Annotated in this window: 21 protein-coding genes; 7 read left to right on the forward strand and 14 right to left on the reverse strand. The window is 73.7% G+C overall.

Annotated features, from left to right (window positions below; translation table 11 throughout):
- Nucleotides 1-113: 113 nt before the first annotated feature.
- Together ACFU5J_RS14780 and ACFU5J_RS14785 are read left to right on the forward strand one after the other, a co-directional pair.
- Nucleotides 114-2,654 (forward strand): polysaccharide lyase family 8 super-sandwich domain-containing protein, encoded by a 2,541-nt coding sequence (locus ACFU5J_RS14780; RefSeq protein ID WP_430579218.1) that lies wholly within the window; start codon nucleotides 114-116, stop codon nucleotides 2,652-2,654.
- 65 nt (nucleotides 2,655-2,719) lie between these two features.
- A complete protein-coding gene (locus tag ACFU5J_RS14785; protein ID WP_430576327.1) occupies nucleotides 2,720-3,187 on the forward strand; it encodes a hypothetical protein in 468 nt (155 codons plus the stop codon).
- A gap of 36 nt (nucleotides 3,188-3,223) precedes the next feature.
- Here ACFU5J_RS14785 and ACFU5J_RS14790 read toward each other — a convergent pair whose 3' ends face one another.
- Nucleotides 3,224-3,988 carry a DeoR/GlpR family DNA-binding transcription regulator gene (locus ACFU5J_RS14790; RefSeq protein WP_430579219.1) on the reverse strand — a complete coding sequence of 255 codons (765 nt, stop codon included), beginning with the start codon at nucleotides 3,986-3,988 and terminating at the stop codon, nucleotides 3,224-3,226.
- A 45-nt stretch (nucleotides 3,989-4,033) separates the two neighbouring features.
- Here ACFU5J_RS14790 and ACFU5J_RS14795 point away from each other — a divergent pair, with 45 nt between their 5' ends.
- The 3 genes from ACFU5J_RS14795 to ACFU5J_RS14805 all read left to right on the forward strand — a co-directional run bounded on the left by ACFU5J_RS14795 (nucleotide 4,034) and on the right by ACFU5J_RS14805 (nucleotide 6,241).
- On the forward strand, nucleotides 4,034-4,462 hold the full coding sequence (locus ACFU5J_RS14795; protein WP_430576329.1) for a DUF4406 domain-containing protein: 429 nt from the start codon (nucleotides 4,034-4,036) through the stop codon (nucleotides 4,460-4,462).
- On the forward strand, nucleotides 4,459-5,109 hold the full coding sequence (locus tag ACFU5J_RS14800) for an NUDIX domain-containing protein (RefSeq protein WP_430579220.1): 651 nt from the start codon (nucleotides 4,459-4,461) through the stop codon (nucleotides 5,107-5,109). Before ACFU5J_RS14795 ends, ACFU5J_RS14800 begins: the two co-directional genes overlap by 4 nt.
- Nucleotides 5,110-5,200: 91 nt before the next feature.
- Nucleotides 5,201-6,241: an NAD(P)-dependent alcohol dehydrogenase gene (locus ACFU5J_RS14805; protein WP_430579221.1), complete on the forward strand. Its 1,041-nt coding sequence runs from the start codon at nucleotides 5,201-5,203 to the stop codon at nucleotides 6,239-6,241.
- Between the two features lie 42 nt (nucleotides 6,242-6,283).
- Here the strand turns inward: ACFU5J_RS14805 and ACFU5J_RS14810 are convergent, their stop codons facing one another.
- Complete coding sequence (locus tag ACFU5J_RS14810) at nucleotides 6,284-6,901, reverse strand: LysE family translocator (RefSeq protein WP_430579222.1); 618 nt, start codon at nucleotides 6,899-6,901, stop codon at nucleotides 6,284-6,286.
- 101 nt (nucleotides 6,902-7,002) lie between these two features.
- Between ACFU5J_RS14810 and ACFU5J_RS14815 the strand changes: the two genes are divergently transcribed.
- Nucleotides 7,003-7,458 carry an Lrp/AsnC family transcriptional regulator gene (locus ACFU5J_RS14815; protein WP_430576333.1) on the forward strand — a complete coding sequence of 152 codons (456 nt, stop codon included), beginning with the start codon at nucleotides 7,003-7,005 and terminating at the stop codon, nucleotides 7,456-7,458.
- Nucleotides 7,459-7,555: 97 nt separating this feature from the next.
- Here the strand turns inward: ACFU5J_RS14815 and ACFU5J_RS14820 are convergent, their stop codons facing one another.
- The 9 genes from ACFU5J_RS14820 to ACFU5J_RS14860 all read right to left on the reverse strand — a co-directional run bounded on the left by ACFU5J_RS14820 (nucleotide 7,556) and on the right by ACFU5J_RS14860 (nucleotide 19,061).
- Nucleotides 7,556-8,944: a glycoside hydrolase family 32 protein gene (locus ACFU5J_RS14820; protein ID WP_430579223.1), complete on the reverse strand. Its 1,389-nt coding sequence runs from the start codon at nucleotides 8,942-8,944 to the stop codon at nucleotides 7,556-7,558.
- Nucleotides 8,941-10,044, reverse strand: a complete 1,104-nt coding sequence (locus ACFU5J_RS14825; protein WP_430579224.1) for a glycoside hydrolase family 172 protein — start codon at nucleotides 10,042-10,044, stop codon at nucleotides 8,941-8,943. The genes ACFU5J_RS14820 and ACFU5J_RS14825 overlap by 4 nt, the downstream gene beginning before the upstream one ends.
- Nucleotides 10,041-11,108 (reverse strand): ABC transporter ATP-binding protein, encoded by a 1,068-nt coding sequence (locus ACFU5J_RS14830; protein ID WP_430576336.1) that lies wholly within the window; start codon nucleotides 11,106-11,108, stop codon nucleotides 10,041-10,043. Before ACFU5J_RS14830 ends, ACFU5J_RS14825 begins: the two co-directional genes overlap by 4 nt.
- Nucleotides 11,101-12,192 (reverse strand): ABC transporter ATP-binding protein, encoded by a 1,092-nt coding sequence (locus ACFU5J_RS14835; protein ID WP_430579225.1) that lies wholly within the window; start codon nucleotides 12,190-12,192, stop codon nucleotides 11,101-11,103. The genes ACFU5J_RS14830 and ACFU5J_RS14835 overlap by 8 nt, the downstream gene beginning before the upstream one ends.
- On the reverse strand, nucleotides 12,167-13,411 hold the full coding sequence (locus ACFU5J_RS14840; protein ID WP_430579226.1) for an ABC transporter permease: 1,245 nt from the start codon (nucleotides 13,409-13,411) through the stop codon (nucleotides 12,167-12,169). Before ACFU5J_RS14840 ends, ACFU5J_RS14835 begins: the two co-directional genes overlap by 26 nt.
- A complete protein-coding gene (locus tag ACFU5J_RS14845) occupies nucleotides 13,408-14,409 on the reverse strand; it encodes an ABC transporter permease (protein WP_430576339.1) in 1,002 nt (333 codons plus the stop codon). The genes ACFU5J_RS14840 and ACFU5J_RS14845 overlap by 4 nt, the downstream gene beginning before the upstream one ends.
- A 73-nt stretch (nucleotides 14,410-14,482) precedes the next feature.
- A complete protein-coding gene (locus ACFU5J_RS14850) occupies nucleotides 14,483-16,456 on the reverse strand; it encodes an ABC transporter substrate-binding protein (protein WP_430579227.1) in 1,974 nt (657 codons plus the stop codon).
- Between the two features lie 78 nt (nucleotides 16,457-16,534).
- Nucleotides 16,535-18,340: a hypothetical protein gene (locus ACFU5J_RS14855; RefSeq protein WP_430579228.1), complete on the reverse strand. Its 1,806-nt coding sequence runs from the start codon at nucleotides 18,338-18,340 to the stop codon at nucleotides 16,535-16,537.
- Between the two features lie 46 nt (nucleotides 18,341-18,386).
- Nucleotides 18,387-19,061 (reverse strand): nucleoside/nucleotide kinase family protein, encoded by a 675-nt coding sequence (locus ACFU5J_RS14860; protein WP_430579229.1) that lies wholly within the window; start codon nucleotides 19,059-19,061, stop codon nucleotides 18,387-18,389.
- Between the two features lie 133 nt (nucleotides 19,062-19,194).
- On the opposite strand from ACFU5J_RS14860, the gene ACFU5J_RS14865 reads away from it, so the two are divergent.
- On the forward strand, nucleotides 19,195-20,256 hold the full coding sequence (locus ACFU5J_RS14865; RefSeq protein ID WP_430579230.1) for a LacI family DNA-binding transcriptional regulator: 1,062 nt from the start codon (nucleotides 19,195-19,197) through the stop codon (nucleotides 20,254-20,256).
- Between the two features lie 47 nt (nucleotides 20,257-20,303).
- Here ACFU5J_RS14865 and ACFU5J_RS14870 read toward each other — a convergent pair whose 3' ends face one another.
- From ACFU5J_RS14870 to ACFU5J_RS14880, 3 genes are all read right to left on the reverse strand, one after another.
- On the reverse strand, nucleotides 20,304-20,792 hold the full coding sequence (locus ACFU5J_RS14870) for a pyridoxamine 5'-phosphate oxidase family protein (protein WP_430579231.1): 489 nt from the start codon (nucleotides 20,790-20,792) through the stop codon (nucleotides 20,304-20,306).
- Nucleotides 20,793-20,911: 119 nt separating this feature from the next.
- Complete coding sequence (locus ACFU5J_RS14875) at nucleotides 20,912-21,853, reverse strand: transcriptional regulator TrmB (RefSeq protein WP_430579232.1); 942 nt, start codon at nucleotides 21,851-21,853, stop codon at nucleotides 20,912-20,914.
- 41 nt (nucleotides 21,854-21,894) lie between these two features.
- Complete coding sequence (locus ACFU5J_RS14880) at nucleotides 21,895-25,269, reverse strand: S8 family serine peptidase (protein ID WP_430579233.1); 3,375 nt, start codon at nucleotides 25,267-25,269, stop codon at nucleotides 21,895-21,897.
- Nucleotides 25,270-25,320: the final 51 nt, after the last annotated feature.

A 25,320-nucleotide genomic window follows, 5' to 3' on the forward strand; every position in this document is an offset into this window, starting at 1 on the left:
GCGCGCTCGAAGACAAGCCCGCGCGCGAGGGAAAGCGTTGCCACGAGCGCTTCCGTCTTGGTTGGATGTTGCCAACGTCACGCGTTGCCACCCGTCGGACAAGGGAGTTCGCCATGCCGCAGCCGTCCCGTCGTCAGGTCCTCGCCATCGTGCCCGCGGGCGCCTTCCTCGCGATCGCGGCGCCGCTGCGCGCCCGCGCGGACTCGCCGTCCGACCACGCGCGCCTGCTGGCGAACGCCCGCGGGATCTTCGCGGGCACGGCGGCGTCGAACGCGCGGCCCGAGGCCGCGACGAGGCTCCGGGCGATCCACACGACGGCGCGCGCGGACCTCGCCGCCCTCGACGCCGCCGGGGCGGGCGAGCTGTTCGCCGGCGTGCCGCTCGGCACCAGCGACCCGAACCTCAACACCTCGTTCGTCAAGCTGTACGAGATCGCGCTGGCGACCTGCACCCCGGCCTACGCGTCCGACCTCGTGGGCGACACCGCCGTGCAGCGGCGCGTGCTCGACGGGCTCGAGTGGCTCCATGCGCGCTACTACGGCGACCAGGCCGCCGGCTACTACGGCAACTGGTTCACCTGGGAGATCGGCATCCCCGCGAGCGTCAGCAAGACGTTCGCCCTCCTGGCCGACCTGGTCGCGGCCGAGCGGCCGAGCCTCCTGCCCACGTACGTCGCGTCCGTGGACGCGTACCTGCGCCACGGGAAGGACGGCGACGTCGACCTCGACTCCCGCTTCCACACGGGCGCCAACCTCGCCGACATCACGACCAACCGCGTGCTGCAGGGTGCGCTCACCGGCGACGACGCCCGCGTGGCCAAGGCGATCGCCGACCAGTCCACCGTGTTCGCGACCATCGACCCGTACGACATCCGGCACGGCAACACCGACGGCTACTACGCCGACGGCTCGTTCATCCAGCACGACTCGGTGGCGTACACGGGCTCGTACGGGCGCACGCTGCTGACCCGCGTCGTGCAGACGATCAAGCTGCTCGACGGCACGGCCGCCGCCCCCGGCACGGAGCTGGCCGACGTCGTGCACGGCTGGGTCCGCGACGGGTTCGCGCCCGTGATCGTCGACGGCTGGATGATGGAGATCGTCAAGGGCCGCGCGGTGTCGCGCACCGGCACCGGGTACGCGGACACCGCCACCGTGCTCGAGGCCGCCGTCGACCTCGCCGACTACACGAGCGGCGCACACGCGGCCGCCCTCGGCGCATACGTCCGCCACCTGGCGACGGCGTCGCCGACGCCGCCCGACCCCTCGCGGTTCGTCTCGCCCGTGAGCGCCGTGCGCTACGCCGACCTCGTCGCGGACGCCGGCGCACCCGCGGCGGACCTCAACCCGCCCGAGCGCTCGGTGGCCTTCAACGCGATGGACCGCACCGTGCACCGGCGCCCCGGGTTCACGTTCGCGCTGGCGCGCAGCTCGGAGCGGATCAGCAGGTACGAGTACATGAGCGGCGAGAACCTGCTGTCGTGGTTCCAGGGCGACGGCGCCTTCTCCCTCTACCTCGCGGGCCAGGACCACACGCAGGCGTTCGGCGTCGACTTCTACACGACGGTCTCGCCGTACCGCCTGCCGGGCACCACCGTGCCGGTCGAGGAGCGGCGCACCGTCCCCGAGCTGTACGGGCAGCTCTGGTACGACAACCCCGGCCACCCGCTGGGCTTCACCTCGTCGTCGGAGTCGCAGAACACCTACGTCTACTTCCCGCGCAGCACGAACGCGTTCTCCGGCGGCGCGACGCTCGGCACGTACGGCGCGGCGGGCATGGTCCTCTCCGACGACGTGCCCTACGTCGACGCGCAGGCCGGCGTCCTGCCCGACGACTTCGTCGTCTACGCGAACGCCCGCGCGGTGAAGTCGTGGTTCCTGCTCGACGACGAGGTCGTCGTCCTCGCCGCGGGCATCCACGACGAGCACGGCCGCGACGTCGTCACGACGCTCGACTCGCGCATCGCCGCGCCCGGCGACGGCGTCGTCGTGACGGGCCGCCGTCGCGACGGCCGCCCGTGGACGCCGGACGGGCGCCCGGCGCGGCTCGACTGGCTCCGCTGGGACAACCCGGGCCAGGGCGTGGCCGTGGGGTACGCGCTGCTCGACGCCGAGCCCGTCACCGTGACCCTCGAGGACGTGACGCGCAGCCGCCGCGTGGTCCGCACGACCAACCCCGACACCGCGGCGACGAAGCGGGTGTTCACCGCCGCCGTCGAGCACGGCCGACGCCGCTCCGCCCTCGCCTACGCGATCGTCCCCGGCGCGACCGCGCAGCACCTCGCCGCCTACGGGCGCGGCGGCCCGATCGCCGTGCTCGCCAACGACGAGCGCGTGCAGGCCGTGCGCCACTCCGGCCTCGGGCTCGTCGCCGCGACCGTGTTCTCCGGCCGCGCCCACGTGCGGAACCTGACGATCGACGGCCCGGCGTCCGTGCTCGTGCGCGAGGGCGGCGACGGCCGCACGTCCGTGGCGCTGTCCGACCCGACGACGGGGCGCGACACCGTGACCCTGACGGTCCGCGGCCGGCACCTCGACGTCGAGGCGGCCGACGACGGCGTCCGGGTGCGGCGCGTGCCCGGCGGCACGGAGATCCGTGCCACCACGCGGCACGCGTACGGCGCGAGCCTCACCGCGGTGCTGCGGCGGCGCTGACGAGGTCCGTCCCGGCCCGGGAAACACGTCGACCGCGAGCGCCGTCCCGGGGAAGACTCTCGCCCATGCCCGACGACGAGACGCCCCACCTCCACGTCGCACGCGTGCTGCGCGTCCGCGAGGCCGACTGCGACGTGTGGCGCGACGGCGCGCCGGTCACCGTCCCGTTCGCCGCGACGGTCCCGGGTCCGCGGACCGAGCGGGTCTCCCCCGGCCACCTCGCGGCGGTCGCGACGACGGGCGACGGGGCGGGCGTCGTCGTGTGGCGGTGGTTCGACGCCGTGGTCCTCGGCGCGGAGCACGACGGGTCGGTCCGCCTGTGGGAGCCGGCCCACGGCGAGGTCCTTGCGCGACCTCGGGACACGTACCGGCACCCGGAGCCGGGCACGCGCGCCTACGCCTCGGCCGGGCTGCCCGGCGCCGGCTGGTGGGCGGCCGCGGCGGTCGGGGCGGAGGACGTGCCCGCCGTCGACCTCGACGAGGTGGCCGCGTTCTACACGAGCAACGGGCTCTGGGCGGCGGCCCTCGGCTGAGGCGTCCCGCCCCCGGCCGCGCCGTGCGGCGAGGGCTCAGGCGCCGGCCGGGACGATCCGGACCTGCTCGCCGAGCCTGCGCATGACGTCGGAGCCCGGGTCCGCGTCGGTGACGACACCCGCGACGTCGTCGAGCCCGATCACGCCGTACGGGGAGGCCGCACCGACCTTCTCGGCCGAGCCGAGCACGTAGGTCTCGGCGGCGCGGCCGGCGAGGACGCGCTTCATCGCCGCCTCGTCCCCGTCACCGGTCGTGAGGCCGGCGTCGGGGTGGATGCCCGTGACGCCGAGGAGGAAGAGGTCCGCGGTGACGCGTTGCGCCGCCTCGACCGCGGCCGCCCCGCACGCCACGGCGGAGTGCTTGAACAGCCGGCCGCCGAGGATGAACACGTCGGCGGCGGGGTGCTCCACCAGGGCCGCGGCGACGGTCGGGCTGTGCGTGACCACGGTGCACGACAGCGTGGGCGGCAGCGCGGCCGCGACCGCGAGCGCCGTCGTCCCCCCGTCGAGGATGACGGTACTGCCGGGCGCGATCAGGCGCACCGCGGCCGCGGCGACCCTCTGCTTGCCCGCGACCGCGACGTGCCGGCGCGCGCCGTAGTCCGCCATCGCCGGCGACACCGGCAGCGCGCCGCCGTAGACGCGCTGGCAGAGCCCCTCGGCAGCCAGCTCCCGCAGGTCGCGCCGGATGCTGTCCTCGGAGAGCCCGAGCTCCGCGGCGGCCGTCTTGGCCGCGATCTTGCCGTCGCGGCGGAGGGTCTCCAGGAGGTGGTGACGCCTCTCGGAAGCGAGCATGGTCATTCTCGTTTCTTCTTGGTTGTGCACGTTTGTGCTTAGTCTACGGCCATGACGTCCACGATCACGCCCCGCCCGTTGCTCATCCTCATCGCCGGCCCCTACCGCTCCGGCACCGACGGCGACCCCGCCGCGACGGCGGCCAACCTACGGCGCCTCGAGGAGGCCGCCTGGCCCGTCTTCGCCGCGGGCCACGTGCCGATGATCGGCGAGTGGGTGGCCCTGCCGGTGCTGCGCTCCGCGGGCGCCACCGTGGACGACCCGCTCGCCGACGACGTCCTCTACCCCACCGCCCAGCGCCTGCTCCAGCACTGCGACGCCGTGCTGCGGCTGCCGGGCGCGTCCGCCGGGGCCGACCAGGACGTCGCCATCGCCACGAGCCGCGGCCTGCCCGTCTACCGCGACGTCGCCGAGATCCCCCGGCTCGGCGAGGTCGCGCGGCTCGACGAGGTCGCGCGGCTCGACGAGGTTGCCCGGTGAGCGGGCGTCCCGGCATCGACGTCCCGGACCACCGGGGCCGGACCGGCCTCGACCAGGCGGGACGGGAGCTCCGCCGCAACCCCGACGTCGTCGTCCGCGACGTCGAGCTCACCTCGTCCGGGTGGCACGTGCTGCGCCGCACCACCCTCGACCACCGCCGTCGCGACGGCACCTGGCGCACGTTGGAGCGCGAGACCTACGACCGCGGGGACGGCGCGACGATCCTGCTGCACGACGACGCCCGGTCCACCGTGCTGCTCACGCGCCAGTTCCGCTACCCCGCCTACGTCAACGACCACCCCGACGGGATGCTGATCGAGACCGCCGCCGGCCTCCTGGACGACGACGACCCCGAGACCGCCGTCCGGCGGGAGGTCGCCGAGGAGCTCGGCGTCACCGTCGGCCCCGTCGAGCACGTCTTCACGGCGTACATGAGCCCCGGCTCCGTCACGGAGAAGGTGCACTTCTACGCGGCGCCCTACACCCCGCGCGACCGCACCGGCGCGGGCGGGGGCGTCGCCGCCGAGGGCGAGGACATCGAGGCGGTCGAGCTCCCGCTGGGCGACGCGCTCGGGATGATCCGCGACGGACGCATCGTCGACGGCAAGACCATCATGCTGCTCCAGTGGTGGGCGCTGCGCCGCTGACAGGGACGCGGCGGGAGGCCCTGGCAGTACCTCCCGGGCGCGGCGTGCGACACGTACGGTGGACGCCGCACCACCGACGAAGGAGAACTCTTTGCGCACCGTGAACGCCTACGCCGCCCCGTCCGCGACCGAGCCCCTGGTCCCCACCACCATCGAGCGTCGCGACGTCGGCCCGAAGGACGTCCTGATCGCCATCCGCTACGCGGGGATCTGCCACTCCGACATCCACACCGTGCGCGGCGACTGGGGCCCGATCACCTACCCGCAGGTCGTGGGCCACGAGATCGTCGGCGAGGTCGTCGAGGTCGGCCCCGCCGTCACCCGGCACGCCGTGGGCGACCGCGTCGGCGTGGGCTGCATGGTGAACTCGTGCCGCGAGTGCGAGAACTGCCGCGCCGGCCTGGAGAACTACTGCCTCAACGGCAACACCGGCACGTACGCCAGCACCGACCGGGACGGCACCATCACCCAGGGCGGCTACTCGACGCACGTGGTCGTCGACGAGGACTTCGTCCTCCGCGTGCCCGACGCCATCGACTACGCGGCCGCCGCGCCCCTGCTGTGCGCGGGCATCACCACCTACTCCCCGCTCGCGCACTGGAACGCCGGCCCCGGCAAGCACGTCGCGGTGGTCGGCATGGGCGGCCTCGGCCACATGGCCGTGAAGATCGCCGCCGCCATGGGGGCCGAGGTCACCGTGCTCTCGCGCACGCTCTCGAAGAAGGACGACGGCCTCGCGTTCGGCGCCACCGGCTACTACGCGACCGAGGACGACGCGACGTTCGAGGCGCTGAAGAACCGGTTCGACCTCATCGTCAACACCGTCAGCGCGCCGCTCGACCTGAACCAGTACCTGCGGCTGCTGCGCCTCGACGGCACCATGGTCAACGTCGGCGCCCCGCCGGAGCCGCTGCCCGTCCAGGTGTTCTCGCTGTTCAACAACCGCCGGTCGTTCGCCGGCTCCAGCATCGGCTCCATCGCCGAGACCCAGGAGATGCTCGACTTCTGCGCCGAGCACGGCATCGCGCCGGAGACCGAGCTCATCGGCGCCGACCAGATCAACGACGCCTACGAGCGCGTGCTGTCCAGCGACGTGCGCTACCGGTTCGTCATCGACGCCGCGACCCTGTGACACCTGCGCCCGGGCCGCCCGGAGACGGGGGCCCGGGCCGCATCAGGGCCACAGCTTCTCGACGAGCAGCGCCGCCCCGAGCACGACCATCGCCACGCCGGAGACCTTCGTGACGACGACCCGTGCTCGGGGCCGCGAGCTCAGCACGCGGCGGGCCAGGACGGCGACGACGGAGTAGATCACGGCGACGTTCGCCACGTGCAGGCCGCCGAGGACGAGCATCTGCGCCGACGTCGGCCACCCGGTCGGCGAGGTGAACTGCGGCAGCAGCGCGAGCAGCAGGAGCAGCCCCTTGGGGTTGATGCCGCTGACGCCCGCGCCGCGCAGGAACTGCGCCAGCGGCCGGTCACCGACCGGCCGCTCGCTCGCGTCCAGCCCGCCGACCGTGCTGCGCAGCGTGACCACGCCGAGGTGGACGAGGTAGGCGGCGCCCGCCACGGTGAGCACGGTCAGCACCGCCGGGTACCGGGTCACGACGGCGCCGACGCCGAGCGCGACGACCCCGACCACCACCACGTAGCCGCAGACCATCCCCAGCACCGACGGCGCCACCGACCGGCCCCGCAGCCCGGCCGCGATCGCGTACGCCCAGTCCGCGCCGGGCGTGAGCGCGAGCAGCACGGCCACCACCCAGAACTGCACCACCGACGACACGTCCATCAACCGCTCCCCTCCGACTGGCGAAGAGGCTAGGCAGGATCGGGCGGAATGTGCTTCGAACTTTCGGCACGATCGGCGCCGATCGTGGGAGAATTTCGATCATGGACCAGATCGACCGGGAGATCCTTTCACTCCTGCAGGACGACGGGCGCATGAGCACCACCGACCTGGCCGGCCGGGTCGGCCTGAGCCTGTCCACGTGCCACCGTCGACTGCGGGCGCTGGAGACGTCCGGCGCGATCGCGCACTACCGCGCCGTCGTCGCCCCGGACGCCGTGGGCCTGAGGTTCGAGGCGCTCGTGTTCGTCACCATGCGACGCACGGACGTCGACGCCGTCGCCGGGTTCGAGGCCGCCGTCGCCGCGGTGCCGAACATCGTCGACGCGCAGCGACTCTTCGGCGAGCCCGACTACCTGCTGCGCGTGCTCACCCGCGACCTCGCCGCCTACCAGGAGCTCTTCGACACCGCCCTCGGCTCGCTGCCCGGCGTCCAGCGGCTCACGTCCACGCTGGTCATGAAGCGGCTGGGCCCCGACCGGGCGGTGCCGATCCCCTGACGCCGTCCGCGCCGCGCCGAGGCCGCGCACCTCGGGGGCGAGCACACGTATCCCGCGTGCTCGCCCCCCTACCGCTTCCTTGGAGCTCCGGGCCAGGTCAGCGCCACGCAGGGTCGAGGCGACGCACCGTCAGGCTCGCGAGCACGGCGTCGCCGCCGTCGGTGCGCAGTCGCAGCTCGGCCGCACGTTCCGGGTCGTCCAGCCCTCGGTTGACGGCGAGGTAGTGCCGGCCGCCGGCCGCGAAGAGGGCGAGCTGGTCGCGGTCGACGAGGACGCGCAGGGTGGCGGCACCCGCGGCGGGGAGCGGGTGCCCGTCGAGGGCGTGCTGCTCGAGGTCGTAGGTGGCCATCGGCTCGGCGCCGCCCGGGGCCACGGCCTCGAGGATCAGCCGGCGCGCGGTCGAGCGCGCGCGGTCGACCACGACCTCGACGTCGAGCCCGTCGGCGTCGGGCGCGGACGGGTCGGCGCCGAGCGGCACTCCGTCCGGGGTGACGGCCACGTCGTGCTCGGTGTGCGTCTCGCGGTGCAGCAGGGCGATCTCCGCGACCGGCTCGCTGTGCACGTGCACGCCGTCGGCGGAGCTCACCAGGCGCTGCTCGACGGGGAAGGACATGTTGCCCGTCCAGGTCGGCCCGCGGTTGCCGCCCTGCCACGCCAGCGAGACGACCCGGCCGTCCGGCGCGTTCGAGAACGTCTGCGCGGCGTAGTAGTCGGAGCCGGCCACGCCGGGGTTGCGGGTGACGTGGCGGGGCTCGTCCGACTCCGGGACGTACTCCCGGCCGTCGAAGTCTCCGACGAGGTACCCGCCGCTCGCGGAGATCAGCACGTGGCGCAGGCGGTCGGGGTCGCCGTCGAGCGGCATGACCGAGACGTCGGGGCACTCGAACATCCAGTCGGCGGCGAAGCGGCTCAGGAACGCCCAGTCCCGCAGGTCGCGCGAGCCGAAGAAGTTCACGCCGTTCCCGTCGTCGTCGGACCAGACGACCATGACCCACTGCCCGGAGGCCTCGTGGCGGAACACCTTGGGGTCGCGGCTCTCGCCACCGGGCGGCGTGGCGACCACCCGCCCGCCGTCGAGCGGCTCGAACGTGTACCCGCCGTCCAGGCTGACCATGCCGCGCACGCCCTGCGTGCCGGTGAAGACGACGATCGGGTCGTGCTCCGCCGTCGCGAGGCCCGAGGTGTTCGCCAGGTCGACGACCCCGCCGCCGGAGAACAGGGCCCCCGGGTGCACGTCGGGGTGCAGCGCGATCGGCTGCTGCGTCCAGTGCACGAGATCCGGGCTGGTGGCGTGCCCCCAGTGCATCGTGTCCCACTCGCGCGAGTGCGGGTTGTGCTGGAAGTACAGGTGGTACGTGCCCCGGTAGTGCACCAGGCCGTTCGGGTCGTTCATCCAGCCCGCCTGGGGGCTGAAGTGGAAGCGGCCGCGACGCGGCTCGCGGTGGTCCGTCGCGGGGTAGGGGAACAGCTCGGTGGTCGCGGTCATCGGGGTCGGCGGTCCTCTCGGGAGGGCAGGGCGGGCAGGTCGTCGTGGGCACCCGGCGCCTGGTACCAGTAGGCGACGGTCGAGACGTCGTCGCGGCGTTCGAAGTGGCCGTGGTCCCAGGCGCCGATCTGCTGCAGGGTCACCCGGATCCGGTCGTGGAAGACCACGGGGTCGGGCAGGTGCCAGCGGTACATTCCGTGGCTCTGGGGCGTGGCCTGCAGGAAGGGCGACGCGCCGGTCGTGTCCGTGTCGGAGTAGTACGGGTAGCCGCAGTACGGGGCGCTGAACGTGACCGGCCGGGGTGGGGGTGCGGTGCGCAGGTCGTCCTGGAACGCCCAGGCGCCGCCGGCGTAGTCCTCGAGCCCGGTGCTGCACTGCGTCGGCAGCGCGTCGTCGCCGTCGAGGTAGAACTTCACCTCGCCCTCGCCCCACCAGTACCGCTCGAGCGCGGTGAGCGCGACGTACGTGCCCACGTACCGCCCGGCCCCCGTGACGCCGTCGAGGATCACGTGGTCCTCGCCGGCCTGCGTGGTGCCGTTGCTGCGCCGCCAGTGCGCGTGGAAGTGGCCGGCGTCGGGCGCCAGGTCGTCGTCGAGCACGTAGTCGACCTGGTAGGAGATCCCGTGGACCGGGCCGGCGTGCTCGTTGGTCAGCTCGATGCGGGCGCGTCGGTGGAACGGCATGGCGAAGTAGCAGTTCATGCCGCCCGTCGGCGCGACGACGACCGCCGCGGAGGTGACGAGCGCCCGGCGGCCGAACCCGTTGCAGAAGAAGTCGCCGAGCGGCACCTCCACGGCAGGGTCGGCCTCGTCGTCCCACCAGATGCGCAGCACCAGGTCGCGCAGCACGAACGGGCCGTGGTCCGTGCCCTCGGGCACGGTCATCCAGACGTGCTGGATCACGCCGGGCCCCGCGACGTCCGCGAGCGTCGCCGTCTCGCCGGCGTCCAGCCCGATCGCGGGCCGGCCCTTGCGCGACGGCCCGAGGGCGGACGCCGCCGACGCGGCCCGGCCCGGCTCACCGGTGGGGTTCTCGGCGTTGATCGAGCGGCTCCGCCGCCCGCCGGGAGGCGCGTACAGGGCGCCCCAGTCGACGGTCATGCGGCCCCCGTCCCCTGGAGCACGAGCTCGTCGGCGCGGTGGCACGCCACCTGGTGCCCCGACGGCAGGACGCGCAGCTCCGGCACGCGCACGGCGCAGTCGGGCACCGCGTAGCGGCACCGCGGGTGGAAGACGCAGCCGCTCGGCAGGGCCGCCGCGTTCGCGGGCTCGCCCGACAGCACGATGCGCTCGCGCGACTGGTTCGGCTCCGGGACGGGCATCGCGGACAGCAGCGCCTCCGTGTACGGGTGGGCGGGCCGGTCGAACAGCGCGTCGGTGTCCGCCAGCTCGACGATCCGACCCGCGTACATCACCGCGACGCGGTGCGCCAGGAACTGGACCACCGCCAGGTCGTGCGCGATGAACAGGTACGACAGGCCCAGGTCGCCCTGGAGGTCCTTGAGCAGGTTGAGGATCTGCGCCTGCACCGAGACGTCCAGGGCGGACACCGCCTCGTCCGCGACGACGAAGCGCGGCCCGCACACCAGCGAGCGCGCGATGCCGATGCGCTGGCGCTGCCCGCCGCTGAAGGCGTGCGGGTAGCGGTGCAGGTGGCGCGCCGACAGGCCGACCCGCTCCAGGACGTCCACCACCCGGTCCCGGCGGTCCGCCGGCGTGCCCACGCCGTGCTGCGCGAGCGGCTCGCGGACCGCCTCCAGCACCGTCATCCGCGGGTCGAGCGACGAGTACGGGTCCTGGAAGATCATGTGGAAGTCACGGCGCCGCTCGCGCAGCGCGCGGCCGCCCAGCCGGGCGAGGTCGACGTCCCCGTCGTCCGTGCGCAGCAGGATCTCCCCCGACGACGGGTCGATCGCCCGCACGACGGCGCGGCCCAGCGTCGTCTTGCCGGAGCCCGACTCCCCCACCAGCGCGAGCGTCTCGCCCGTCCCGAGGTCGAAGCTCACGTCGTCGACGGCGCGCAGGCTGCCCCGCACCCGGCGCAGCAGGCCGGAGGTCACGGGGAACTCCTTGCGCAGGGACCGGACGGCGAGCACCCGGTCGTCGGGGGCGGCGCCCGGCGGCGCGGCGGGGGCGGCGACCGGACCGGTCGTCGGCTCAGACATCGGACCAGGCATGGTCGGGCTCCTCCGCGTCGCTGACCTGGAAACACCTCACGTGATGGCCCGGCTCGACCTCGTCCAGGCCGGGGACGACCGTGTCGCAGCGGCCCTCGATGGCGACCGTGCACCGGGACGCGAAGCCGCACCGGCGGCCGAGGCCGATCGGCGTCGGGACGGAGCCCTCGATGGTCTCGAGGCGCTCGACCCTCCGGTCGGTGCGCGGCACCGCGGCGAGCAGCTTGCGCGTGTACGGGTGCCGGGGGTCGGCGAAGACCTGCTCCGTGGTGCCGCTCTCGACCACGCGGCCGAGGTACATGACGTAGAGCCGGTCCGCGTGCTCGGCGATGACACCCATGTTGTGCGAGATGAGGATCATCGCGGTGCCGCGCTCCGCCTGCAGCGAGTCGAGCAGCTCCAGGATCTGCGCCTGGATCGTGACGTCGAGCGCCGTGGTCGGCTCGTCCGCGACGATGAGGGACGGCGAGCAGGCGAGCGCCATCGCGATCATCGCGCGCTGCCGCATCCCGCCCGACATCTGGTGCGGGTACTCCCCGAAGCGCTGCCGCGGGTTGGAGATGCCGACCCGGGTGAGCAGGTCGACGACGCGTTCGGTCGCCTCGTCCTTCGAGACGTCCTCGTGCACGCGGATCGCCTCGACGATCTGCCGGCCGACCGTGTGCACGGGCGAGAAGCTCGTCATCGGCTCCTGGAACACCATGGCGACCTCGGCGCCGCGCGTGCGGCGCAGCACCGGCGAGTCGGGCTCGACGGCGAGGAGGTCGATGCGCTCCCCGTCGCGGGGGCTCAGCAGCACGCGTCCGTCCACGATCTCGCCCGGGGTCCGGACGAGGCGCATGAGGGACTGCGCCATGATGCTCTTGCCGCAGCCGGACTCGCCGATGACGCCGATCGTCTCGCCGGCGTGCACCTCGAGGGAGACGCCGTCGACCGCCTTGACGACCCCCTCCTCGGTGAAGAAGTAGGTCCGCAGGTCCTCGACCCGCATCCGCGGGTCGTCCGGCCGCTCGGCCGTGGCGGTCCCGGTCGCGCCGGGCCGCGGATCAGTTCTGGTAGGGGTCAGACGCATCTCTCAGCCCGTCTCCGACGAAGTTGAACAGGATCACCGCGATCACGAGGACGACCGCCGGGGCGAGGAGCCACGGGTAGTTCGACACGACCGTCACGTCCTGGGCCCCCTGCAGCAGGGACCCCCAGGACACGTCCGGTGCCGAGATCCCGAGACCGAGGAAGCTGAGGGTGGTCTCGCCGAGGATCATCCCGGGGATCGCGATCGTGATGTGCACGATGAGGTAGCTGGTGAGGGCCGGCAGCATGTGCCGGCCGATGATGCCGGGGGTCCGCATCGCCGACACCCGCGCCGCCGTGACGTAGTCCTCCTCGCGGAGCGCGATGATCCGCCCCCGCACCACGCGCGCCAGCCCGGTCCAGCCCACGAGCGACAGGATCAGGGTGATCGCGAGGTACGTCTGCACGCCGGACCACGTCTGCGGCACCGCCGCCGACAACGCCATCCAGAGCGGGATGAGCGGGATGCTGATGATGAGGTCGATGAACCGCTGGGACACCGCGTCGACCCGACCGCCGAGGTAGCCGGACAGGCCGCCGATCAGCAGGCCGAGCACGAAGCTCACGACCACGCCGCCGAAGCCGACGAGCAGGGAGATCCGGGAGCCCACCATGATCCGGGAGAACGAGTCGCGGCCCAGGTGGTCGGCGCCCGTGAGGAACACCGGCTGCCCGTCCGTGGTGCCGAACAGGTGGACGTCCATGGGGATCAGGCCCAGCAGCTCGTACTCGTCGCCGCGCACGAACAGCCCCACGGGGTGCCGGACGGACGTGTCGACGACGGTCCGGTAGGTGAACGTCTCCTGGTCGATCTCCGTGCTCGAGGAGTACACGAACGGCAGGTGCCAGCCGCCGTCCTCGTCGACGACGTGGATCTGGCTCGGCGCGGCGTACTTCTGGTCCTCGAAGCCGTGCAGCTTGTCGTAGGGCGCGACGAACTCCGCGAAGATCGCGCACAGGTACAGCGCGACGAGCAGGTAGAGGCTCACGTGCGCGAGCCGGTGGCGGCGGAAGCGCCGCAGGACGAGGGTCCGCTGGGACGCCTCGTAGAGGTCCGCCTTCGCGTCGGCCCGGGCGCTGCGCGCGGCACGGTGGCGCCGCAGCAGCGCGGCGCCGCGCCGTGCGGTGTACCCGGCGCCCGCGTCGGGGGGCGCGGACGCCGCCCGGCGGCGTTCGTCGGCCCGGACGTCGTCGTCCCGGGCGGTCTCGAGGTCGGTCATGCGGCCTGGCTCCTCTCGTAGCGGATGCGCGGGTCGGCGACGGCGAGCGCCACGTCCGAGATGACCGTGCCGATGATCGTGAGCGCGCTGAGGAGCAGCACGATCGCCCCCGTGAGGTACATGTCCTGCGACTGGATCGACTCGAGCAGCACCGGCCCGGTGGTCGGGAGGTTGAGCACCTTGGACACGACGATCTCGCCGCCGACGGTGGCCGGCAGCATCCAGCCGATGGTGCTGAGCAGCGGGTTCATCGCGAGCCGCAGCGGGTAGCGGCGCAGCACCTGCCCCTCGGTGAGGCCCTTGGCGCGGGCCGTGACGACGTACTGCTTGCCGAGCTCGTCGAGCAGCGACGCGCGCAGCACGCGGACGATGCCGCCGATGCCCGCGATGGTGAGCACCAGGAGCGGTAGCCAGACGTTGCGCAGCAGGTCCAGCAGCCGGTCGACCGACCAGGGCGCCTCGCGGTACGCGGGCGAGAACAGCCCGGTGATGAGGAACCCGGTCCGGTCGTAGACCAGCAGCATCAGCACGAGGGCGATGAGGAAGCCCGGCACCGCGAGCCCGACGAAGCTCAGGAACGTCACGGCGTAGTCGCCGACCGAGTACTTGCGGACGGCCGAGTAGATGCCCACGGGCACGGCGATGGCCCAGGTCAGCGCGATGGACACCAGCGAGATGAGCATGGTCCGCGGCACCCGCTCCGCGAGGATCTCGGAGACGGGCTGGTTGTAGGCGAACGACATGCCGAAGTCCCAGTGGAACAGGATGTTCTTCATCCACACGAGGTACTGGACGAGCATCGGCTGGTCGAGGCCGTACTGGGCGCGCAGCGCGGCGAGCTGGTCGGCGTTGACGGAGCCGCCCTCGCTCGCGAGGTTGCGCGCGTACGTGTCGACGTAGTCGCCCGGCGGGAGCTGGATGATGACGAACGACAGGAACGAGATCAGCACCAGCATCGGGAGCATGAGCAGCAGGCGCCGCCCGACGTACCTCAGCACGTGACCCACCGCCCGTGGTCGCGGGGGGCGGTGCGGGACGCCGTCGGCAGCGGCGGCGGGCAGTCGGTGGACGTCATCGTTCGAACCAGATCCCTTCCAGGTTGAGGATGGTGTCGAGCTCGAACGGGGCGCCGGCACCGGGCAGGTTCGCGATGCCGTTCTTCGCCACGTTCGGCTTGACCCGCAGGCCGGTCGTCGGGATGAAGGCGTAGTGGTCCATGAGCCAGCCCATGAGCTGCTCGTACGCGTCCTTGCCCGCGGGCGACGCGGGCGGGTGCTCGGTGCGCCGGCTCGCGATGTCGTAGAACTCCTGGATGTACGCCGGCGGCTTGCGCCCCTGGTCGCCCTTCGACTGCACGTACGCCCACGTCTCGGGCGACCAGGCGCCCTTCTCGTTGGGCATGTAGTCGTTGGAGATCCCCGTGGACCAGCCGGCGCCGTCGTTCCAGTGGATGGAGGCCATCACCGCGTTGTCCGACACGAGCTGGCCGAACAGGCCGTCGTCGACGCCCTTGATGGTGACGCGCAGCCCCACGTCCTCGAGCTGGGACCGCACCAGCTCCGCGACGGGCGCGAAGTCGAGGGCGATCGTGGGGAACGTGATGGCGAAGGTGAAGGCCTTGCCGTCGGGCCCGAGGCGGTAGCCCTTGTCGTCGACCTTGTCCATGCCGACCTGGTCGAGGATCGTCCGCGCCTTCTCCGGGTCGTGCTCGGCGCTGTTGAGCATCGGCTCGCCGTGCAGGCCGAAGTAGACGGAGCTGTTGATCGCCGCCGGGTCGATGGCGAGCGACAGCGCCCGCCCGAACCGGGAGTCCGGGTCGGCCACGAGCTGCTGCCACGGGTCGTCCGGGGCGTCGTGCCGGAAGTCGTGGTTGAGGAAGAGCAGCGGCGGGAAGTTGAACGAGTGGGTGAGGAACACGCGGGTGTCGGCGTGCTCGCCGCTCTGCGTGTACACGGCCATGTTGTTGAGGGTCACGTTGTCCCCCGCGGCGACCGTCACCTGCCCGTCCATGACGGCCCGCAGCAGGGCGTCATCGTCGACCACGATGTAGTTGACGACCGAGTCCGCGTAGGGCAGCTGCTGCCCGCTGGAGTCGACGTGCCAGAAGTAGGGGTTGCGCTCGAAGACGCGGCTCGTCTCCTTGACCTCGGTGAGCACCCAGGCGTTGAGGACCGGCAGGCCGAGCGCGTCGGCCTCGCCCGACGACCACGACGGCAGGTTCTTCATCGTCATGAGCTCGCCCCACGACGACGCTCCGGCGGCGTCGAGCTCCTCCTGGAGCGCGGCGGGGTCCGCGTAGTCGCCGTGGTACCGCTTGAGGTGGTGCGACGCGACGAAGAGCATGCTGACCGTCGGGATCCAGCTGTGCAGGGCCGCGACGAACTGGCCGTACGGGGCCTCGAACCCGAGCTCGAACCGCAGGTCGTCGAGGACGCGCAGCTCGGCCGGGGCCAGCCGGGTGTCCCGCTGGGTGTAGAGGTCGGTGGGGAACGGGGTGTTGGAGTCCGGGTGGCGGTAGAGGTCCTCGAACAGGAACCGCACGTCCTCGGTGGTGACCGGGGTGCCGTCCGACCAGCGCAGCCCCTTGCGCAGCGTGAAGGCGAAGGTCCGCATGTCGTCGGAGGCGTGGAACTCGCTGACGACGTTCGGCATCGCCTGGTCGGTCGTCTGGCTGGGCGAGCGCAGGATCGTGCTGCCGGTCGCGAGGTTGAGGTTCCCGGTCGGGGACGTCGGGGTGTTGCGGATCGTGCCGCCGTAGCGGCCGTCGCGCCACTCCCCGTACCGGGGCTGCAGCAGGGTGCCGCTCCCGACGACGAAGCAGTCCTCGGGGAGGCGCTCGTCGATCGGCGGCAGCTCGCCCGCCGCGACCCGCTCCCGCAGGAACGGCGGTTCGACGAAGCCGCGGGGCGACTTCTCCTTCGGGTCGTAGCTCGGGAGATCCTGCGGGATCTCGGACGTCAGGCTGCAGCCCGCGAGCGGCAGCATGATCGCGGCGAGAGATCCCAGGGTGAACTGCCGCCTGGTGACCTGCGGCGTGCGGTGCATGTCCTTCCCACCTCCATCGGTGCGAACGGGTCGTTCCGGGGCGGCAGCGGTGCCGGCCGGTTCATGCGGGTGGTGCGGTCAGTGCCAGATCGGGTCGAGCTCGGCGACCTGGGCGGAGGCGACGACGACGTCCGCGCCGCGCGCGGTGGCGCGCAGCGTCGGCGGCCCCGCGAGCCCGTACACGGTCAGGGACGCCTCGCCGTCGTTCGCGAACACCTCGATCGACGCGACGTCCAGCAGGACGTCGAGCCGGCGGACCGGGGTGAGGGTGGGCTGCTCCTCGCCGTCGACGACGATCCGGTCCCGCTCGACGACGACCCGGCGGCCGCACAGGTCGAGCTCGAGGCGACCGCCGTCCGCCACGTCGACCTCGGCCCGGAGGCGCAGCGCCCCGGTGCCGTACGACGCCGACCAGGCCTCGCCCGGGGCCAGCGTCCGCGCCGGCACGTCGTGGTGCCGGCGCTCCAGCGCGGCGAGCTCCGGCACGGGCGTGCGGTGCAGGCGCGGGCCGTGGGCGGTGGGCCGCAGCGTGAGGTCGCACGGGACGCTGACCTGCTGGTTGAACGGCATGCGCGGGAACACGCTGCCGCGCATCCACGCGGCCTGGACCCGGCGCGGCGCGCCCTCGGTGGAGGCGTCCCAGCTCTGCGTGGCGTAGAGGCTGAAGCTCCCGTCGACGACGAGCTCGTCCGTCTCGGGGGCGAACGACGTCCCGTCGAACGACCCGACCGAGTAGTGCCCGTCGCCGCGGACGAGCACCCAGCGGGTCTCGTCGGTGCCCTCGAGGGGCAGCTCGAAGAAGTCCGGGCACTCGAAGCCCTCGCCGAGGTCGCCCACCGGCTCCCAGCGCAGCAGGTCCGCCGAGACGTGCAGCTCGTAGCGCTGCTCGGCGTAGAGCACCATGCACCACCGGTCGCGCCGGTGGTCCCGGAAGACCATCGGGTCGCGCTCGCCGCGGAGCATGATCGGGTTGCCGTCGTAGTGCGTCCAGGTGCGGCCGCGGTCCAGGCTGTACGAGACGCACTGGGAGAGGTTGTCGGCGCCCGACCAGAACGCCACCATCGGCGCCTCGCCGTCGGCGGTGCCGAGCCCGGAGGTGTTGTCGACGTCGACCACGCAGGTGCCGGACTGCACCCCGGCGCCGAGGTCCTCCTCGAAGAAGGCCGGCGGCAGCTCCGTCCAGTGCACGAGGTCGGTGCTCACGGCGTGGATCCAGCACTTGTTCCACCGCTGGGCGAACAGGTGGTACTCGCCGTCGACCACCACGAGGCCGTTGAGGTCGTTGAGCCAGCCCTCCTGGCGCTCGACCGGGTCCGGGCGGTCCATCGTCCACTGCCGGGCGGTGAAGTGGAACGCCGGCCGCAGGGCCTCGCGGTAGAGCTCGGCCGGCGCCGCGCCCGCGGGGCGGTCGGTGAACGCCACGTCGCCGACGGTGACCCACCCCTGCTCGCCGGACCCGTCGCGCACGACGAGCCGCACCTCGCGGCCGAGCCACGGCCCGAGGTCGAAGGTGGCCGGCCGCGGGTGGTCGGTGCCGCGCCCCGTGTCCGAGCGCACCACCTCGTCGCCGACGACGACGTCGAGGCACGTGTGCCGCTCGAAGTCCGTGCCGGCGATCGTGTAGGCGAGGTACCGGCGCGACACGAGCAGCGGCCGCGACCGCGCCGTTCCCCGGGCCCCCGCCCCCTTGGCCGCGCTGGAGACCGTCGTGCCGTCGGCGGCGAGCGCGAACGCGTCGTCCAGCTCCGCCCAGAGGCCCGCGCCCGGCCGCGCGGCGTCGCCGCGTGCGGTCGTCGGTGCGGCGCTCGGCGCGGTGCTCGGTGCCGTGCTCGGTGCCGTGCTCGGTGCGGTGCTCGGTGCGGGCGGGTGTGCGGTGGTCGTCATGACTGCCTTTCCGGGGAGGACGTTCAGGGGTGCTGGCGCGGAGCGGTCACGCCGGGCCGGCGGCGCGGCCGGTGGTCACGACGTACGACGCGCGGGCGGCGCCCGGGCCCACGAGCCGGGCGTTCGCCTCGTCGCTCTCCGCGACGAACGCGGCGGCGTCCCGCGGGCTGCGGCCCAGGTGCTGGTGCCGGTCGACGAGGCGGCGGCGCCGCTCGGTGTCGTCGCAGCCGACCCACCACACCGCGTCGAGCTCGGGCGCGACGTCCCGCCACCCGCCGTCGTCGTGCAGCAGGTAGTTCCCCTCGGTGATCACGAGGTCGACGTCCGGCGCCACCGTGACCGCGCCGGCCAGGCCGGCGTCGAGCCCGCGGTCGAACGCTGGCGCGTACACGACGGGACGGCCCGGGGCCCGCAGCCGGCGCAGCAGCGCCACGTACCCGGCGACGTCGAACGTGTCGGGCGCGCCCTTGCGGCCGCGGCGGCCGAGCGCGTCGAGCACCGGGTTCGCGAGGTGGAAGCCGTCCATGGGCACGACGACCGCGCGCATCCCGTCGGCCTCCGCCTGCCGCGCCAGGGCGTCGGCGACGGTCGACTTGCCCGCGCCGGGCGGGCCGGCGAGCCCGAGCAGCGGCGTGCGGTCCGCCCGGCGCAGCGCGCGCAGCCGTGCGCCCGCGTCGTCCGGCAGGACGACGTGTCCCGCCTCACCCGTCATCGAGGTCATCGCTCGGAACCACTCCTTCGTGAGTCGCGGTCAATACGTTTTGACCGGCGCCGCGGACGAGTGAAGCACAGGGCGCTCCGAGGGGTCAATACGTATAAGGCAATTCGTATTGAGTCGCCCGTACACTGCTGACATGCGAGATCAGGCGGCAGATCGGGACAGCGGCGCGGCGACACGCACCGGACGGCCGCGCATGGTCGACGTCGCCCGGCTCGCGGGCGTCTCCCAGGCCACCGTGTCGTTCGTCCTCAACGACCGGACGGACATCCCCGTCGCCGCCGCCACCCGGCAGCGCATCCTCGACGCCGCCGGGGAGCTCGGCTATCGCCTCAACCGTGCGGCGCAGGAGCTCAAGCTCGCCCGGTCCACGACCGTCGGCGTCGTCTCGTACGGCATCGCGTCGCACCCGTTCGCCGGGCGCACCCTCCTCGGGATCCAGAACGCCGCCCGCGCCCGCGGGCACGTGTGCATGGTCGTCGACGTCGCCGACGAGCCCGACCACGGCGCCGACGCCGTGGCGAGCCTCCTCGACCGCGGCGTCGCCGGGCTCCTCTTCGCGTCGCCCGCCGCGCTGGGCGTGCGCACCCCCGCCATCGACCGCAGCGTGCGCACCGCCTTCTCCAGCTGCTGGCCGGTGGACGCCGAGACCGCGGGCGACGTGCGGGCCGAGGTCCTCCCCGACGAGCGGGCGGGGGGCTACCGCGCCGCCCGCGCCGTCCTCGACGCCGGGCACCGCGACGTCCTCTTCCTCGGCGGCACCCCCGAGGAGTGGGCCACCATCGAGCGGGAGCGAGGGCTCGACGACGCCGCGGCAGAGCTGGGGATCGGCGCCGCGTCGATCGACCGGGTCCACGGCGACTACTCGACCCGGCGCGGCTACGACCTCGCGGCCGAGGCCTTCGACCGGCACCGCTACACCGCGGTGGTGTGCGGGAACGACCGCATGGCCCTCGGCGCCCTGCTCCTCCTCCGGGAGCGCGGCCTGGCCGTGCCCGACGACGTCAGCCTGGTCGGCTACGACGACCAGGAGGCGCTGGCGGCAGAGCTCCACCCGCCCCTCACCACCGTCGCGCTCCCCCACTTCGAGATCGGGGCGCTCGCGCTCGACGCGCTCCTCGACGACGAGCCCCGCGGACGCGTCACCGTCACCTGCCCGCCGGTCGAGCGCGCGTCCGTCGCACCGCCTCGGGCCTAGGTCGGGCACGGTCCCGGCGCGCCGTCCCGCGTGCCGGCGGCCCGGACCTACGTGGCGCTGCGCTCGGCGAGCTCCTGCAGGAACCGCGGCACCCGGCCCGCGCCGAAGTCGTAGTAGCGCGCCCAGCGCGGCCGGACCGCGATGCGCGCCATCCGTTCGTACAGCCCGCGACAGGCGGCCGCGAACTGCTCGTACTCCTCGCCCGCCATCCCCTTGCGCGCGGCGGCCAGGTACTCCTCGACCACGCCGTCGACGACGCGGATCTCCGCGCGCCCGCGCACGGACAGCGACCGGGCGCCCGCGCCCGGCACGTCGGCGTCCAGCGTCAGCGCGACGTCCGGCCGCGCCACGAGCGCCGCGACCTTCGGCGCCGTCTCCGCCGTCGAGACGACGAGCTCCTGGCCCGTCCAGAAGAAGCCGACCGGGACGACGCGCGGCGTCCCGTCCTGCGCGACGTACGCGAGGTGCGCCGCCGACGGCGAGCCGAGCAGGTCTGCCGCCGCGGCGAGCTCGGCGTCGATGTCGTGCTGGTCCATCGGGCGATCCTCCCATCGGGCGGCGCCGGTCGCCGCCCTCGCCCCGGGGACGGAGCCGGGTGCCCGTCCTCGACATCGCGCGGGGGGACGACGCACCGGGCGCCGGCCCGCAGGAGCGGCTAGTCCTCGCCCCTCCGGCGGCCGATGGCGTGGCCGAGCTGCATGCGCGTGTTCACCCCGGCCTCGTCCATCAGCGCACGGATCCGCCGCTGGACGGTGCGCGGCGAGACGTCGAGCTGGGCCGCGACCGAGCGGTCGCCGTACCCCTGGAGCAGCAGCGACACGATCCTGCCGTCGAGCTCGGCCTCGCCGGCCACCCGCTCCCCCACGACCGGGACGGCCCGCGCCCAGTACTGGTCGAACAGCGCGACGAGGGCGTCGAGCAGCCCGCTGCGCCGGACGGCGACGGCCCCGGTCTCGCCGCTCGCCGCGAGCGGCACGAGGGCGAGGTCGTCGTCCACGATCAGCATCCGCAGGGGAAGGGAGTCGACGCGCCGCACCTCCTCGCCCGCGGCGACGCTCTCCTCGATCAGGGCCAGGGCGCCCGGCCCCTCGAGCGCGCCGCGCTCGAGGATGACCTGGTAGGCGACACCCCGCCGCACGGCCTCGTCCTCGGCCGGGTTCTCCTCCGCGGTGAGCACGAGCGGGTCGGCGCGCACGAAGGCGCGGACCGAGGTGGTGGCGGCGTGCTGGAGCTGGACGAACCGCTGGCGGACGGCGTCGGCCCCCGTCAGCACCTCGACCATGTCCCGCATCGACCCGGCCGAGGACACCCGGAACAGCTCCGTGAGCTCGGCGAGGGCGTTCTCGGCGCGGCCGAGCTCGCTGCGGCGGCGCACCACCAGGGAGCGGAGCGCGAGCTCCGGCGGCGACGCGCGGAACCGCGCGCCCTCGCGGACGAGCAGCCCGGCGTCGAGGAGGTCGGCCAGCACCGCCTCGAGCCGCGTCCCGGCCACGACGTCGTGGGTGCGCAGGTCCGCCTCGGACGCCGGGCCGGCCGCGACCAGGGTGCGGTAGACCGCCTCCTGGTCGCGGCCGATGCCGAGCGCCTCGAGCTCCACGGTCCACGAGTATGTCGTAGCCGCGGCCGCGAGGGGCAGTCTCACTCGACGAGGTACACGTGCATGGCGTACTGCTCCACCGACGTCCGGTCCTCCGCCGTCGCGGTCACGTGGAGCGACACCTGGCCGCCGGCCGCCGGGGTGTTGTCGACGGTCGCGACCCACCGGCCACCCCGCTCCTCGACGGGGACGTCGGTCCAGGTGTAGCGGTCGCCCGGGTAGGCACCCGCGCTGGTCATGGCCTCGTCGTAGCTCACCTGCACGCGGACGTCGGTGACGTCGGCGAGGTCGTGGCCCTCCTGCCCGAGGAAGTCGATACCGACCGGGTAGCCGGCCGTCGCGGGCGCCAGCTGGAGGCCGTCCACCTCGGCGTCGTACACGGGCAGCATGATCGGCAGCGCGTCCACCTCCTCGCCGGCAGCGTCCGGTCGCGCCGACCGGAAGCCGAACTTGGTCCACGACTGGCGGCCCAGCTCCCAGAAGGCCGGCGGCTGGAAGGAGAACTGGTTGATGACCGCCTCGTAGCGGCCCTCCTCGGCGGGCACCTCCCACTGGCCCGACGGGAACGCCCGGCGGCCCAGGGAGGTCCCGTCGACGAAGAGCTCGGCGTTGCCGACGTCGCCGAAGCCGCCGTCGCCGACCCGCCCCTCGGAGTCCTTCCAGTGCGGGAACGCCATGCCGACGAGGTTCGCCTGGCGCTCGGCCACGCGGGCCACCCCGCCGTCGACGGTGCGCGCCATCGCGGTCGCGGACAGGCCGCGGTACCAGTCGGTGGCGGTGCGCTCGCCCGGCGAGTAGGTCCGCTCGGCCCCGTAGATCGCCTCGGTGAAGAAGACGCGGCTGGAGGCCGACTGCCGCCAGGGCCGCCCCGCCTGGTACCAGGCGACGCGGGTCCCGGGGGCCGCGACGTCGTCGCCGCCGCTCCCGGCGTAGCGGAGCTCGCCGGTCAGCGGGTCCGTCGTGTGGACGGAGTCGAGGAAGGTGTGACCGACGCGCTGCGCCCACCACGTCTCCTCGACCGCGGCGAGCCTGCTGTCCCGGACGCGGTGCCGCTGGTCCTCGGCGACGCCGCCCTGCTCGTCGAAGGCCACGTTGTAGACGTAGTCGCTCTCGGCGCGCGGCACGCCCGGCTCGAACAGGCGCCAGTAGGTGCCGAAGCCGGCCTCGCCGCTCGTGACGCGGCCCGACGTCGGCAGTGCGGACATCCGCACCGGGTCGTCGCCATTCGTCCTCGCGTACGCCGTCGCGCCGACGTACCAGGAGTCGGCCGTCGTCCGCGCGTAGGACATCGAGGCGCTGCCGGCGACGGAGGGCGCGTCCGTGCGCACCGTGACCGGCTCGGCGTCGCGGGCGTCCAGGGTCACCGTGCGGTCCCCGTCGAGGACGAGCTCGGGGATGCTCAGGTAGCTCCACTCGCTCGTCGAGTCGGTCCTGACCAGGGCGTTGACGGACACGCGCCCGGTCAGCAGCCGCTCGGTGATGGGCTGGCCGTCGACCGCCGGGGCCGCCGCCGTGGAGCGGTCGAGCTGGAAGAGCGTCACCGACCCCCAGGTCGCCGGCTTCCCGTCCCGGTCCAGGACGTTGACGGTCAGGTCGGCGCTCTCCGGCTCGAGCCAGTAGCCCACCGTGCTCGTGGCGACGACCTCGCCCCGGGACGTCGCGGTGATGCGGGCGCTGATCCCGCCGTACGACGCCGGGTCGAGGCCGCGGTCCTGGTCGCTCACCGTCACCGGGACCCGCAGGGTCTGCTTCGGCGCGATCGTGGCGCGCCGGACGCCCAGCCGGAACAGGTCCGCCGGCACCTTCCGGCCGTCGGCCCCGTACCGCTCGGCGACGCTGAAGCTGAGCGTGATCGGCTTGCGCGTCACGTTGGTGTAGCTGACGTGCCCCGTCGCGCGCTCGCGCCCGTGGTGCGGCCAGGCGAAGCCGGCCAGCTCCTGGCCTGTCGTGGCGAGCACGGGAGCGTCGATCGAGCCGGCGACGTCGAGCTCGCCGGCGCCCGACTCGTACGCGGTCCCGTCGGCGTCGGGCTTCACGCCGGACGTGAGCGCCGACCGGATGCGGTCGGGGCTCCACGCGGGGTGCGCCTGCCGGAGCAGGGCGGCGGCGCCCGCGACGTGCGGCGTGGCCATCGAGGTGCCCGACATCGTCGTGTAGGAGATGTCGCCCCAGCTGTCGTAGGCGGCGCCGCGGATGTCGACGCCCGGCGCGGTGAGGTCGGGCTTGATCGCGTGGCCGACGGAGGTCGGGCCGCGGCTGGAGAAGTACGCCAGCTCCGAGCTCGCGTCCACGGCCCCGACGGTCAGCGCGCCCTCGGAGCACCCGGGCGACGACACCGACTCGCGGGCGCCGTCGTTGCCGGCCGCCACGACGAACACGGCCTCGTCGCTGAGGCTCTCCAGCGACTGCGCGATGGGGTCGGTGCAGTCGGTGGGCTGGGAGGAGCCGAGGCTCATGTTCACCACGTCGGCGTCCTGCTGGACCGCCCACTCCATGCCGGCGATGATCCAGGACGACTGGCCGCCCGTCCGGCCGAGCACCTTGCCGACGAGCAGGTCGGCGTCGGGCGCCATGCCCCGGCTCGCGCCGCCGTCGGCCGCGCCGGTGCCCGCGACCGTGGACGCCACGTGCGTCCCGTGGCCCTCCCGGTCGGCCACGTCCGTCGCGTCCGTGCCCTCGCCGGTGAAGTCGCGCGTCAGCACGACCCGGTCCGCGAGGTCGGGGTGTGACAGGTCCGCGCCGGTGTCCAGGACGGCGACGGTGCTGCCCTTGCCCGTGAACCCCGCGGTCCACGCGTCTGGCGCGCCGGTCTGCTCGACGCCCGTGCCCGGGTTCAGGCCGAAGCCCTCGACCGGCGCGTCGAGCCAGATGCGGCGGTCGCCGCCGTCGCGGGCGCGGAGCAGCTGGGCCACCAGGTCGTCGCCGGACTCCTTGGCGACCGTCGTGGCCGTCGCGCCGATCGAGGTGAGCTCCCGGCCGTCGGCCACCCCGCGCGTGCGCGGCACCGCGCCCTCGACGATCAGCGGGATGTCGTCGCGCGCCGCGTCGTCGTACCCCGCCGCGACCAGCCCGGCGACGTCGAACAGCGCGCGGTCCAGCGTGCCGTCGTCGACCAGCGGCTGGACGGCGCGCGGGACCACGTACAGCGCCTCCCCGTCCGTCCACGTCAGGTACGGCTCGTCGGTCTGCAGCACGGCCGAGGGCGCGCCCTTCGCGCCGAAGGTGACGACCGCACGGTCGCCGGTGATGAGGGTGACGGTCGCGGACCCGGGAGCGTCGGTGCTGCCGAGGAGTGCGTCGCGGGAGTCGTCGGGCGGCGCTGCGGCGGCGCCCGTGCCGCCGAGGATCCCGAGGGCAACGGTGAAAGATGCGGCGGAGGCCAGGAGCCTCCGCGAGGCCCGAGATGGTGAGGTCATCGTGCACTTCCTGCCGGTGGATGGTTGTCCCGATCACCCTCACACCGGCCG

The sequence above is a fragment of the Isoptericola sp. NPDC057559 genome (genome assembly GCF_042801555.1).
In the GTDB taxonomy this organism is placed as follows: Bacteria; Actinomycetota; Actinomycetes; order Actinomycetales; family Cellulomonadaceae; genus Isoptericola.

Excerpts from the sequence above, each read along its gene's own strand:
- ACFU5J_RS14865 (WP_430579230.1), top strand. The coding sequence starts at position 19,195 with ATGCGAGATCAGGCGGCAGATCGGGACAGCGGCGCGGCGACACGCACC.
- ACFU5J_RS14825 (WP_430579224.1), bottom strand. The coding sequence starts at position 10,044 with ATGACCGTCGACTGGGGCGCCCTGTACGCGCCTCCCGGCGGGCGGCGG.
- ACFU5J_RS14810 (WP_430579222.1), bottom strand. The coding sequence starts at position 6,901 with ATGGACGTGTCGTCGGTGGTGCAGTTCTGGGTGGTGGCCGTGCTGCTC.
- ACFU5J_RS14840 (WP_430579226.1), bottom strand. The coding sequence starts at position 13,411 with ATGACCGACCTCGAGACCGCCCGGGACGACGACGTCCGGGCCGACGAA.
- ACFU5J_RS14835 (WP_430579225.1), bottom strand. The coding sequence starts at position 12,192 with ATGCGTCTGACCCCTACCAGAACTGATCCGCGGCCCGGCGCGACCGGG.
- ACFU5J_RS14820 (WP_430579223.1), bottom strand. The coding sequence starts at position 8,944 with ATGACCGCGACCACCGAGCTGTTCCCCTACCCCGCGACGGACCACCGC.
- ACFU5J_RS14880 (WP_430579233.1), bottom strand. The coding sequence starts at position 25,269 with ATGACCTCACCATCTCGGGCCTCGCGGAGGCTCCTGGCCTCCGCCGCA.
- ACFU5J_RS14795 (WP_430576329.1), top strand. The coding sequence starts at position 4,034 with ATGACGTCCACGATCACGCCCCGCCCGTTGCTCATCCTCATCGCCGGC.
- ACFU5J_RS14870 (WP_430579231.1), bottom strand. The coding sequence starts at position 20,792 with ATGGACCAGCACGACATCGACGCCGAGCTCGCCGCGGCGGCAGACCTG.
- ACFU5J_RS14850 (WP_430579227.1), bottom strand. The coding sequence starts at position 16,456 with ATGCACCGCACGCCGCAGGTCACCAGGCGGCAGTTCACCCTGGGATCT.
- ACFU5J_RS14790 (WP_430579219.1), bottom strand. The coding sequence starts at position 3,988 with ATGACCATGCTCGCTTCCGAGAGGCGTCACCACCTCCTGGAGACCCTC.
- ACFU5J_RS14860 (WP_430579229.1), bottom strand. The coding sequence starts at position 19,061 with ATGACCTCGATGACGGGTGAGGCGGGACACGTCGTCCTGCCGGACGAC.
- ACFU5J_RS14830 (WP_430576336.1), bottom strand. The coding sequence starts at position 11,108 with ATGTCTGAGCCGACGACCGGTCCGGTCGCCGCCCCCGCCGCGCCGCCG.
- ACFU5J_RS14780 (WP_430579218.1), top strand. The coding sequence starts at position 114 with ATGCCGCAGCCGTCCCGTCGTCAGGTCCTCGCCATCGTGCCCGCGGGC.
- ACFU5J_RS14785 (WP_430576327.1), top strand. The coding sequence starts at position 2,720 with ATGCCCGACGACGAGACGCCCCACCTCCACGTCGCACGCGTGCTGCGC.
- ACFU5J_RS14815 (WP_430576333.1), top strand. The coding sequence starts at position 7,003 with ATGGACCAGATCGACCGGGAGATCCTTTCACTCCTGCAGGACGACGGG.
- ACFU5J_RS14855 (WP_430579228.1), bottom strand. The coding sequence starts at position 18,340 with ATGACGACCACCGCACACCCGCCCGCACCGAGCACCGCACCGAGCACG.